Annotated in this window: 11 protein-coding genes; 6 read left to right on the top strand and 5 right to left on the bottom strand. The window is 62.5% G+C overall.

Annotated features, from left to right (window positions below; translation table 11 throughout):
• Nucleotides 1-2 precede the first annotated feature (2 nt).
• From G473_RS0116300 to G473_RS0116285, 4 genes are all read right to left on the bottom strand, one after another.
• Nucleotides 3-410 (bottom strand): type II toxin-antitoxin system VapC family toxin, encoded by a 408-nt coding sequence (locus G473_RS0116300; protein ID WP_029013983.1) that lies wholly within the window; start codon nucleotides 408-410, stop codon nucleotides 3-5.
• Nucleotides 407-664 (bottom strand): type II toxin-antitoxin system Phd/YefM family antitoxin, encoded by a 258-nt coding sequence (locus G473_RS27320; RefSeq protein ID WP_035707526.1) that lies wholly within the window; start codon nucleotides 662-664, stop codon nucleotides 407-409. Before G473_RS27320 ends, G473_RS0116300 begins: the two co-directional genes overlap by 4 nt.
• A 92-nt stretch (nucleotides 665-756) precedes the next feature.
• Nucleotides 757-2,394 carry a hypothetical protein gene (locus G473_RS30400; protein ID WP_154667436.1) on the bottom strand — a complete coding sequence of 546 codons (1,638 nt, stop codon included), beginning with the start codon at nucleotides 2,392-2,394 and terminating at the stop codon, nucleotides 757-759.
• Between the two features lie 91 nt (nucleotides 2,395-2,485).
• Nucleotides 2,486-2,962: a DUF3618 domain-containing protein gene (locus G473_RS0116285; protein ID WP_029013981.1), complete on the bottom strand. Its 477-nt coding sequence runs from the start codon at nucleotides 2,960-2,962 to the stop codon at nucleotides 2,486-2,488.
• A gap of 160 nt (nucleotides 2,963-3,122) precedes the next feature.
• Here G473_RS0116285 and G473_RS0116275 point away from each other — a divergent pair, with 160 nt between their 5' ends.
• Both G473_RS0116275 and G473_RS29420 read left to right on the top strand, forming a co-directional pair.
• Nucleotides 3,123-3,452 carry a hypothetical protein gene (locus G473_RS0116275; RefSeq protein WP_154667435.1) on the top strand — a complete coding sequence of 110 codons (330 nt, stop codon included), beginning with the start codon at nucleotides 3,123-3,125 and terminating at the stop codon, nucleotides 3,450-3,452.
• Between the two features lie 18 nt (nucleotides 3,453-3,470).
• Nucleotides 3,471-3,944 (top strand): hypothetical protein, encoded by a 474-nt coding sequence (locus G473_RS29420; RefSeq protein WP_051330351.1) that lies wholly within the window; start codon nucleotides 3,471-3,473, stop codon nucleotides 3,942-3,944.
• A 31-nt stretch (nucleotides 3,945-3,975) separates the two neighbouring features.
• Here G473_RS29420 and G473_RS0116265 read toward each other — a convergent pair whose 3' ends face one another.
• Nucleotides 3,976-5,544: a PAS domain S-box protein gene (locus G473_RS0116265; RefSeq protein WP_161631000.1), complete on the bottom strand. Its 1,569-nt coding sequence runs from the start codon at nucleotides 5,542-5,544 to the stop codon at nucleotides 3,976-3,978.
• A gap of 624 nt (nucleotides 5,545-6,168) precedes the next feature.
• Here G473_RS0116265 and carB point away from each other — a divergent pair.
• The 4 genes from carB (at nucleotide 6,169) to G473_RS0116245 (ending at nucleotide 11,738) form a co-directional block, all read left to right on the top strand.
• Nucleotides 6,169-9,453, top strand: coding sequence for a carbamoyl-phosphate synthase large subunit (gene carB / locus G473_RS0116260; protein ID WP_029013978.1), 3,285 nt, complete (start codon nucleotides 6,169-6,171; stop codon nucleotides 9,451-9,453).
• Nucleotides 9,454-9,537: 84 nt separating this feature from the next.
• Nucleotides 9,538-10,011 (top strand): transcription elongation factor GreA, encoded by a 474-nt coding sequence (gene greA / locus G473_RS0116255; RefSeq protein WP_029013977.1) that lies wholly within the window; start codon nucleotides 9,538-9,540, stop codon nucleotides 10,009-10,011.
• A gap of 153 nt (nucleotides 10,012-10,164) precedes the next feature.
• A complete protein-coding gene (locus G473_RS0116250) occupies nucleotides 10,165-11,253 on the top strand; it encodes an ATP-dependent 6-phosphofructokinase (protein WP_029013976.1) in 1,089 nt (362 codons plus the stop codon).
• Nucleotides 11,250-11,738, top strand: a complete 489-nt coding sequence (locus G473_RS0116245; protein WP_029013975.1) for a TIGR02444 family protein — start codon at nucleotides 11,250-11,252, stop codon at nucleotides 11,736-11,738. The genes G473_RS0116250 and G473_RS0116245 overlap by 4 nt, the downstream gene beginning before the upstream one ends.
• Nucleotides 11,739-11,810 lie beyond the last annotated feature (72 nt).

The raw sequence follows: 11,810 nt of genomic DNA, 5'->3' as shown, positions 1-11,810 counted from the left end.
GGCTACAGAACGGACACGCCCAGTGAAGTGGCAACCTGGATCAGTTGCCTGTCGACGCTGGCCAAGGGCAGGCGCAAATCCAGAGCCAGTGCCAAGTAGGCGGCGTCATAACCGGTCAGACCATGCGATGCAGCCAATTCTGCGATCCGGGCCATAGACTCTGGCTGCAAAGGCACATCATAGCGGATGGGCATGATTTCCAGGTCCGCAACAGCGCCCAGCCTATAATCTGCGTCAATGCGACCACGGCGCTGCGCGTTCACGAGAACATTCGTGACTTCGTACCGCAACAGGATGGGTGCGTGCGCGCCTGATACGGTCATGCGGCCGAACAGGGGGCGCAAATCCTCACGCGCTTCATCGGGCAGCAGCCACGTCAGCAGAACGGAACTGTCGATGACAAAACTCACCGACGCCCCTCGTCCCGCAACGCCTTACGTTCCTCATCCGTGAAGGGACGAACCCCGGCTGCATTCGCCCGTTCGCGCATGCGCTGCCAGACAGTCTCCCAATCCATAAAGCTGGGCACGTCTGACGGATCGACCGGCGACACGCGCGCGACAGGGCGACCATGGTCGGTGATGACCGTCTCCTGCCCTTTGCGGGCCCGATCAATCAGGCGGGCAAGCTGCGCCTGTGCCTCCACCGTCGACAGCTCTTCCATTTCATGCCTCCGGCATCCCGTTATCAGGTGCGGATTATGAACCGGTTTGCCCTGGGGGCAAAGGGGGTGAGTACCTGACGGCTCCTGGAACCTCACTTATCAATGATGTCCTTCAGCGACTTGACCACATCGGATATCTCTTTCAACTGTGGAACCTTTTCGGCCAGGGTGGCCAAGGGGCCGGCGACGTAGGCGGCAACGGTGAGGGCACTACCAACGATGAGGGCGCTGCCGATCTTCACAAGTTTGGGTCGTGCCCCCTGGTACATATCCTTGGTCAAGGATCGCAGTTCCAACACCACTGCCTGGGCGGGGGGCTTGGACACTTTCAGCAGGGCCAGCATGGCATCTCGCAGCATTTGCAGCAGACGGGCCAGCAGTTCCCGTTTCGCCTCCGGCGTTCGCGCCTGTGCGATTCCCAAAAGGGTTTCATCAAACGCTGCTTGAGCGGATGGGGCAAGCAGGTCTGCATCCTTCAGACCTTGCACCATACCGTCCGCCGACAATTGCAACTGCGGAACCAAATTGGGGCTGGGGCTAATATCCTGGCGGTCATTCTCCGTCACCCGGAAATCGGGATAGCATTGGCAAAGCCGCAATGCGGTGCGCCCCACATCCAGGATACGCGCCACAGCACCGGGGAATAATTCCGCCTCTGCCCCCGCACTTGCATAGGCATCGGCGATGGAGGTAACGGTCACACGGTGCAGGTCAATCTCAAACGGATCAACAGTTGCGACCGCTTCAGGCAGCGCCTCATTCAAGCGCTTCAACATGTCTGTCACAAAGGGATCGGCGTTTTTCTGGGTCATATCACCGAGAAGGGGGCCAAGCTTTTCCCGAAGACCATTCAGGTAGGTTTGGGCACCAGGGGCCGGCTTGTCGGATGGTGCAGCTTCGACATGCAGCCTGCCCTGCGGGTCGGGAGAGATTTTGACAGGCCCCGGCCCTGGTGATGGCAACGCGGATATCTGCCTGTCGATAGACTGTTCCTGCGAAGGATTGACGGAGGACAGTTCCGCCAGCCATGCAGCGATATCGGCATTCACTTTTTCAGCCGGACGGTCCCACCATCCGTCGGGCTGTTGGGCGATGCGGAGGGTCAGGTCGGGGCCAAAATAATCCGCACTGGGGCCATTGCCGGTGAGGAGGGATTGGTACCAGTTGATCCAGGGGGCGTAGTGATATGCAGCCTCGTTCTCAGTCCAAGACTTCCAGCGCGCAGCAATCGAGGGAGGAGCCTCCCCTGGCCAAAGCGGGGACAGCGCCAATTCGGCGAAATCTTGGGGTGGTTCTCGTCCGGTTAGTCCAGTTGCATCTGCACTGATCGCCTCCCAGGAGGTGGGTCCAGCGGTGGAACGGGCGGCAGAAAGGGCAGCGGAGTCAGCGGCAGAACGGGCCACGGAACCAGCAACGGAAAGGGCAGCAGCACGGGCGGCAGAAAGGGCGATGGAACCAGCAATGGACGGTGTGGCGGCACGGGCGAACCGGGCGGCAGAGATAGCGGAATAGGCGGCGGAACTAGCTATATTCTGGGCCGGGAATTTACCGACGGCCCATGATATGAAACACGCTCGAAACAGCGCCAACCAATGCTCTTCCAGCAAGCCGGATAGTGCAACTGGCAGCACCCGAATAGCCGCGCGTGCCGCAATAAGATGCGACCATTGCGTTGGCTTGTCTGTTAGAAACTTTTCCAGCTGCTCTGGTTTCGTAATTTCCAACGCCATCGCCCGCCCCTGCCGTACTCCCGCTAGGGTAGCGTAGCCAGCGATCAATCGTCAGCAGAAACAGCAACTTTCTCCAGAGGTACCGCCCCCCTCACGACCCACGTGGGGGGCTGCGGCCGTCCATGCCGGCTTCGGCGAAGACGTGGGCGGCGACGGCGGCGGATTCGTTGCTGGGGACACGGCCCAGCAAGGTATCGGCGGTCGGGGCCGGGGTACCCATGTCCCGCGGGGCGGCGGGGGCCGGGCGGTCGGTGTGGCGTACGGGCTGGGGTGGCACAGGGTTGGGCGCAGGTGCGCGCGACGGGGCCGGCGGGCGGTTGCGGGAGAAATCATAGGCCAGCCACGCCGCGCCCAGGCCGATCATCAGCAGGGGGATCGGGTTGCGCAGGGCGACATCCGTCACCTCATCAATCACGGCACGGGCCTGGGGATTGCCCTTGAACCAGGAAACTGCGCCATCAATCAGATTGTCGGGCTGCAGGCGCCGTTCGATCTCCGCCGCTGCACGGGTCATTCCCGCCCGGGCCTCTTCGATTTCGCGTTCAATCTCATCGGCGCGCATGCTCATAACATCCCCCTGGCTTCATCCTTGCCGGCCATAATGGGCCGCACAGCATCAACACCGGCGAAGGCCAGAAGTTTCAACGCCCCACCCCATCCCTCTGGATTCTGGTCGCAGTGAAAAATAGGTGGCATAATCAGCCAGGATTATTGTTGGAGAACCGACGATGGGAATGTTTGACTTTCTGAAAGTGACCGTCGTCGAGAAAGTTTCGGTCCCCAACTACACAGCCCACCTGAACATTGATGGTAAAGAGCTGGCCATTGCCAATCTGGGCGTCAACAGCGTCACGGTGACGGGGGCGAAGTTGAAGGCGGGGCAGAATGTCAGCTTCGATCTGGCGCTGAAGGACCCGAAGCAGAATCTGAAATTGCGCGGCAGCGGGACGGTCGCGTCTGTTGATGGCAAAACCGCCAAGATCAATTTCACCAGCCTGCCGGATACAGGGAAAAAGGCTGTGGCCCTGTTCCTGGCCCGTTATGCCATCAACCGCTGACGAGGCACGGATAAGGCGATGCTGAAACGCCTGCGCCTGCCCCTGCTGTTGGGCAGCCTGATCCTGCCGGTTATCGCCGCCGACGCGCAGGAGCGGCCGCGCCCGGCCCCGGAAGGTGGCTATGGACGCCTGCCCTGGCAAAGCTGGATCGATCCGGCCATCGCCCCGCCCCGCCCCACACCCCATTATAACCAGCGCATCATCTATGCCTTCGACCGGCCATCCGCGGAAATCCTGAAACGTGATGCAGGCTTGAGCCAATTGTGCCGGCGCGGCCAGTTCCTGCAACGGATCAACATGCATTACCGCGCCTTTGGTCCGGGGGAACGGCCGCTGGGCGTGGGCTTTGGCAACCTCACCGCCAATATGCACGACCCGCTGCGGCGCCGGCAGCCGGAAATGGTCTATTTCTTCCGCGATCAGGATACGGGCCGCTGCGATGTCCTCACCGCCCGGCTGGATGATCTGCGGGCCTTCTTTATCGGCCCCTGAGGGTCCGGGCAGGCACCCGCCCGATGCGCCGTCACCGCGCAATCGTCACCATATCCGCGCCATCGACGACCAGCTTCACCGCCTCGTCCCTGTCGGGCACATTCTGGACCAGCACCTTGATCTTGCGCAGATGGTAATTGCGGACCAGCCGCCGGACCCGGGAGCGGACATTGGGGTCCGCATAATCCAGCCGCCGGAAATCGAGTGAGACGACGCCAACCCGCGTTCCCATCGGGTCCAGCACATAATCAAGTCCGGGCAGTTCCAGCACCACGCCGATGCAGTAGGGGCCCAGGGTCTGTACCATCCCGACAATGCGGGAACTGGCCGTGCCGGGCGGCAAATGGGTCAGATGCAGCATGAGGGACTGTCGCAACGCCTGGGGAAGATTGCGGATGACAGCGACATACCGGTCCAGTTGCCGGGGCTGCATCAGATTGCCGAAGCGCAGCGGCACCACCAGGGTGCCGTCCCGCTGCCGCACCGTGTACCAGTCAACGGCTACCGAGAGCGTCACGAGATCCGCCTCAAACCCGGCCATATCATCGTCGCCCACCGCCGTCAGGGCCGCCGCGATCTGCTGCCGCCACGGGCTGGCCAGTTCCGCCATCCAGTATGTCAGGGGCACACCGTCGGGCCGCACGACGACTTGCGGGTCAAGGCTGGCCTTCCCCATCGCATCGCGCAGAAGGGCCTGGACATGGCGCCGCCCATCTTCGTGGCGCGAGGTCAGTTTGCGCACCAGAAAATCCGCCAGATCCTCCGCCGGCTGTTCGGCCAGATCAGCGGGCACAAGTGTTGTAACGGCTGTATCCACCCGCCCCTTCGAGGCCGCGTCCCCCAGAAGGCGGTCACGGATACGGTCGCCAATGCGCCGGGCCTTGGCCGCCGCGTCCACCTCGGAGATCTCATTGAAGCCGATCACGAAACTGTCATCGGCCATCCGTTGCAGATGGTCCTGAGACGATAATTCCTGGCGGATGGTCCGCTCGGCAATGGACAGTGCCTGCTCCCGCATGGCGCCCCACCGGTCGCCAAACGCCGTGCTGATATCATCAAGACCGACAATCTGCAGGCGCCCAGCCACCAGTGGATGGCCCAGCGCCAGACCCTTCCGGATCCCTTCCAGCCCGGCCTGACTTTTGGGCAAGGGCGGCTCGAAGGGGCAGAAGGTCAGCATCCGCATCGCCTTCCCCCCGATTTCCCCCATCGGCATGCCGCGTACTTCCAGTTTCAGCGGCGAACCCTGACGGGATGCCATACCCACGGGGCCCCGATATTCAAACTCCCCCACCGCCTCTTTCAGAAAACGCTCTCCCATGACCTGCCACTCATCCGGCGCGAACAGCATGGAGAGATGGCGCCCCGTCATCCCTTCGGTTGCATGGTCGAAGAGGCGGGCGGCCGCCGCGTTGGCCAGGATGATGCGCGCATCATTCTGGCCGACCATCACCAGGGGCAGGTGAATATTGGCGATAACCGCCGACAGCATCCGCTCGACATTATCCTTAGCGCTGGCCTGCCGGATTTCTTCGGAGAGATCGCGGGCAATGGCGAGGAAAATACGCTCTGCCCTGGGCAGCCCGGCTCCAATCCCCACCCCCTGACCCAAAATGCGGATTCGACGCCGATGACCCAGGGCCATAACAGCCGCGTCCAATGCCAACGTCCCCCCCTGCGCCAGACTGCGGGCGATTGCCGGCCCCGGGTCCGCATGGCCATCGACCGGCAGCAACAAGGAGGCAGGCGAATCCGTCAACGTTTCCGGCCTGCGTTCACACAGTCTGGCAAAAGCGGCGTTGGAGAAGGCCAAAGATAAATGACCAGCCTGCTCCCGCAATGCCAGGATGGGCACTGGAAAGTGGAGAAACAAGTCATTAAGCGCAGCCAAAGAGCCCAACATGAAACACCATAGGTGTTGTCGGAAGAAAATCATACTCAACATTCGCGCAAAAACCACCGGAGGATGCACGCTCCCTAGCCTTTAGTAAAGTAAAGACCTATATCGATGGTCCATTGCTATACATTAGGTTACCCAGGGCTGCTCCGCCCGCTTCCCGCCACACGCATCCCAGCGCCCCAAGCTCGGCACTTCCCCTTGGGGGCCGACCCCTCTATATAGGCGCCTCAGCCGGACGTCCCCCGCACCTGTAGTAGGCGCATGGGGCGTTTTCGTGCGACCACATCGCCCCTTCCCGCCCGTAAGACGACGGTCCGACTGAACATGCCGAAACGCACCGACATCAAATCCATCTGCATCATCGGCGCGGGGCCGATCATTATCGGCCAGGCCTGCGAGTTCGACTATTCCGGCGTCCAGGCCTGTAAGGCGCTGAAGGAGGAAGGCTACCGGGTCATCCTCGTCAATTCCAACCCGGCCACGATCATGACCGACCCCGGTCTGGCCGATGCCACCTATATCGAACCGATCACCCCGGCGATGGTCGCCAAGATCCTGGAAAAGGAGCGCCCCGACGCGCTGCTCCCGACCATGGGTGGCCAGACCGCGCTGAACACGGCACTGGCCCTGTTCCATGACGGCACGCTGGAGCGGCTGGGCGTGGAGATGATCGGCGCCAAGGCCGACGTGATCGAGAAGGCGGAAGACCGCCTGAAATTCCGCGACGCCATGGACAAGATCGGGTTGGAAAGCCCGCGTTCCGCCCTGGTGAAGACCTATGACGAGGCGCTGGAAGCCCTGGCGAGCGTTGGTCTTCCCGCCATCATCCGCCCCAGCTTTACGCTGGCCGGCACCGGCGGCGGCATCGCCTATAACCGGGCCGAGTTTGAAGATATTGTGCGCGGCGGCCTGCGCGCCAGCCCGGTAAGCGAAGTTCTGATCGAGGAGTCGGTCCTCGGTTGGAAGGAATATGAGATGGAAGTTGTGCGCGACAGCCGCGACAACTGCATCATCATCTGCGCCATCGAGAATATCGATCCGATGGGCGTGCATACCGGCGACAGCATCACCGTGGCTCCGGCCCTGACGCTGACCGACAAAGAATACCAGATCATGCGCAATGCCAGCCTGACGGTGCTGCGCGAGATCGGCGTGGATACCGGCGGGTCGAACGTGCAGTTCGGCGTGCATCCCGATACCGGCCGCATGGTCGTGATTGAGATGAACCCCCGCGTCTCCCGCTCCTCCGCGCTGGCATCCAAGGCCACCGGCTTCCCGATCGCCAAGATCGCGGCCAAGCTGGCTGTCGGCTATACGCTGGATGAACTGACCAACGACATTACCGGCACGACGCCGGCCAGCTTCGAGCCGACGATTGACTATGTCGTCACGAAGATGCCGCGCTTCGCGTTCGAGAAGTTCCCCGGCGCCGACACCACGCTGACCACGTCGATGAAGTCGGTGGGTGAGGCCATGTCCATCGGCCGCACCTTCGCCGAATCCGTGCAGAAGGCCCTGCGCTCGATGGAAACCGGCCTGACCGGCTTCAACGAAGTGGACCTGACCGGCGGCACCGGCGTCGTTGATCCGATGAAGATCCGCGCCGCCCTGTCGCGCCCGACCAATGAGCGTCTGCTGTTCATCGCCCAGGCTTTCCGCCATGGCCTGACGGTGGATCAGGTGTTTGAGGCCTGCAAGGTCGACCCCTGGTTCCTGCGCCAGATTGAAGAGATCGTGGCCGAGGAAGGCCGGATCAAGGAAGCCGGCCTGGATGGGCTGGATGCCGAGCGCTTCAACCGCATCAAGTCCATGGGCTTCAGCGATGCCCGCATCGCCGAACTGACGGGCAGCAGCGAAGAGGCGGTCGCCGCCGCACGCCGCGCCAAGGGCATTGTGCCGGTGTTCAAGCGCATTGACACCTGCGCCGCCGAATTCGCCAGCCGCACGCCCTATATGTACTCGACATATGAAGGCAACGGCCTGGAGCCGGCGGAGTGCGAAAGCGCCCCGACCGACCGGAAGAAAGTCATCATCCTGGGTGGCGGGCCGAACCGGATCGGCCAGGGGATCGAGTTCGATTATTGCTGCGTCCATGCCGTCTATGCCCTGCAGGAAGCGGGCTATGAGACGATCATGGTCAACTGCAACCCGGAAACGGTTTCCACCGACTATGACACCGCCGACCGTCTGTATTTCGAGCCGCTGACCGGCGAAGACGTGATCGAGCTGGTCCGCAAGGAACAGCAGAATGGCGAGGTGCTGGGCCTGATCGTGCAGTTTGGCGGGCAGACCCCGCTGAAGCTGGCCCGCGATCTGGAAGCCGCCGGCATCCCCATCCTGGGCACCACGCCAGACGCCATCGATCTGGCCGAGGACCGCGAGCGGTTCCAGCAGCTTCTGCATAAGCTGGAACTCCGCCAGCCGGCCAACGGCCTGGCCCGCTCGCTGGAAGAGGCCGAGGCCGTCGCCACCAAGATCGGCTTCCCCGTCGTGATCCGCCCGTCCTATGTGCTGGGCGGCCGGGCGATGGAGATCGTGCATGATATGGCGGGCCTGCACCGCTATATCGCCACCGCCGTGAAGGTGTCGGGCAAGAACCCGGTGCTGATCGACAGCTATCTGCAAGATGCCATCGAGGTGGATGTGGACGCCGTGGCCGATGCCACCGGCAATGTCTATGTCGCCGGCATCATGGAGCATATCGAAGAAGCCGGCATCCATTCCGGTGACAGCGCCTGCGCCCTGCCGCCCTACACCCTGTCCAAACCTGTGGTGGATGAGCTTTCCGTCCAGGCGGTCAAGCTGGCCAAGGGGCTGAATGTCGTCGGCTTGATGAACATCCAGTTCGCGGTGAAGCAGTCTGCCGATGGCTCCGGCCCCGGCGGCTTCGACATCTACATCCTGGAAGTCAACCCGCGCGCCAGCCGCACAGTACCGTTCGTGGCCAAGGCCACCGGGACGGCCATTGCCAAGGTCGCCGCCCGCGTCATGGCTGGCGAGAAACTGGCTGACTTCAAGCTGAACGGTCCGTTCCCGCCGCATGTGGCGGTGAAGGAAGCGGTGTTCCCGTTCAACCGTTTCCCCGGCGTCGATATCCTGCTGGGGCCGGAAATGCGCTCCACCGGCGAGGTGATGGGCCTGGACAAGGATTTCGCCAAGGCCTTCGCCAAGAGCCAGATGGGCGCCGGCGTCACTTTGCCGCGTGAAGGTACGGTGTTCATCTCCGTGCGGGAACGCGACAAGCCGGCCATGGTGCCGGTGGCCCGCAGCCTGACGGACATGGGCTTCAAGGTGATCGCCACCCGCGGCACCGCGAAATTCCTGGCTGATGCCGGGATTGCGGTCACCGCCATCAACAAGGTGCTGGAAGGCCAGCCGCACATTGTTGATGAAATGATCAATGGCGCGGTCCAACTGGTCTTCAACACTGTTGAAGGTCCGCAGGCGATGTCTGACAGCTTCAGCTTGCGCCGCACGGCCCTGACCAATAACATCCCCTACTACACGACGGTGGCGGGTGCTGAGGCAGCGGTCGAAGCCATCTCAGGCCTGAAGACCGGCAATCTTGAAGTGGCTCCGCTTCAGTCCTATCTGAGCGGGTCTTATTAAGAAAGCAGGTCGGCGGCGCGGCGAATGTCGCGCCGGCGGGTTTCTTTTTTTTCGGCGCCACCATTTTCTTGGGAAAAAGGTACGATGGAAAAAGTTCCCATGACGGCTCGGGGGTATAACCGGCTGCAGGATGAGTTGAAGCACCTGAAGAGCGTTGAGCGCCCGGCGGTGATCAAGGCGATTGCCGAAGCCCGTGAGCATGGCGATCTGTCTGAAAATGCCGAGTATCACGCTGCCCGCGAGAAGCAGAGCTTCATCGAAGGCCGGGTGATGGAGTTGGAAGACAAGATCAGCCGCGCCGAAGTGATTGAGCCAACCAAGCTGTCCGGCAATGCCGTGAAGTTTGGCGCCACCATCACCCTGGCGGATGAGGACACCGATGAAGAGGTGACCTATCAAATCGTCGGCCAGGACGAGAGCGACATCAAGCAGGGCCTGATCTCCATCACAAGCCCGCTCGCCCGCGCGCTGATCGGCAAGTCCGTCGGCGACAATGTGGAAGTCACCACCCCCGGCGGCTCCAAGAGCTACGAGGTTGTGGGGATCGCCTTCAAGTAAGGTTTCGCACGAGAATAATTCCCTTGCGGAAACACTGAAAAAGCCCGCCCGGCGATAGTCGCGGCGGGCTTTTTGTTTTCGCCGCCTCCCACCTTGCCACCCGCCCCGCTTTGCTGGCACCTTGACCGCAAGAGACAAAAGCGAGGAAATACAATGACCGGCACCAAGCGCATCGGTATCCTGACCAGCGGCGGCGATTGCGCTGGCCTGAACGCCGTGATCCGCGCCGCCGTGCATCGCGCCCGGCATTATGGCTGGGACGTGGTGGGGATTGAGGATGGTACCCATGGGCTGCTGTCCCGGCCTGTGCGCTGCGTCCATCTGGATACCAACAAGGTGGATGGCGCCATGATGCGGCTGGGCGGCACCATCCTGGGCACCACCAACAAGGGCGACCCCTTCGCCTATCCCATGCCCGATGGCAGCAAGCAGGATCGCAGCGGCGAGATCATCGACGGTTTGCGGGAATTGGGCGTGGATGGGGTAATCGGCATTGGCGGCGACGGTTCCATGGCCATCCTGCGCAAGCTGGCGCAGCAGGGCGGCTTCAAGCTGATCGGCATCCCCAAGACCATCGACAATGATCTGGGCATCACCGAAACGTCGGTCGGGTTCGATACGGCGGTGGCGGTTGCGACGGAAGCGCTGGATCGTTTGCAACCCACCGCTGCCAGCCATGACCGGGTGATGGTGCTGGAAGTGATGGGCCGCGATGCCGGCCATATCGCGCTGTCCGCCGGCATTGCCGGGGGTGCCGATGTGATCCTGCTGCCAGAGTTGCGCTGGTCCATTGACGGCATCGCCGACAAGATCCGCCGGCTCCAGGAAGGCGGGCGGAACTTTGCCCTGGTCGTCGTCTCCGAAGCGGTGAAAACCATGGAGGGCGCGGCCGCCAAGCAGGAATTTGCCGATGGGCAGAAGCGCTATGGCGGTATCGGCAATTATATCGGCCATATGATCGCCGAGGCGACGGGGGCTGAAACCCGCGTCACCGTGCTGGGCCATGTGCAGCGCGGCTGCCCGCCCAGCCATAGCGACCGGCTGCTGGCCTCGGCCTTCGGCGTCGCCGCCGTGGATTTGCTGGCAGAGGGCAAGTCCGACCGGCTGCTGGCCTGGTCCAATCGCACCATCATCGACACGCCGATCGAAGATGCCATCAAGACCTATGCCGCCGTGGATGTGAACGGCATCCTGGTCCGCACCGCGCGCGGCCTTGGCATCTATGTCGGGGATGCGGGGTGACCCCTCCCCGCGCCGGCGATGATCTATGGTCCTTCTCGCTTGCTGTTTACGACGCACCCGGCGTGGCAGAAGCCTGCCTGATGGCACAGGACGCCCATGGGCAGGATGTGAACCTGATCCTGTGGGCGGCCTGGCTGGGCTGGCGGGGTCATCTATTGACCCCGGCGGAACTGGACGCCGCCCAGGCGGCCACCGCCCCCTGGCGGGAGGAGGTGGTGGCACCGCTTCGCACCCTACGCCGCCGCCTGAAAACCGGCCCCCTACCCGCCCCCAGCCCCACCAGCGATGCCCTGCGCGGGCAGATCAAGGCGGCAGAACTGGAAGCAGAGCACCTGCAGCAATCCCTGCTGGCGCAAATGCCCCCTATAACACGCTGCGACAATAAGCCCGAAAATGCGTTTACCGCCAATCTGGCCCTGATCCTGCCGCCCGCCATCCGAACCGCTGTTACAGAAGCGTTACACGCTGCCGTTCGAGTTGGGTGAAATCCAGTGCTAGGCTCCTGCCCCAAGGGCCAGATCGGACGAATGGCCTGAACCAATTCGATACATTTTCGG

Source organism: Niveispirillum irakense DSM 11586 (assembly GCF_000429645.1).
In the GTDB taxonomy this organism is placed as follows: Bacteria; Pseudomonadota; Alphaproteobacteria; order Azospirillales; family Azospirillaceae; genus Niveispirillum; species Niveispirillum irakense.
The sequence above is the reverse complement of the archived record's forward strand: the minus strand, read 5'-3'. Positions and strand labels throughout refer to the sequence as shown.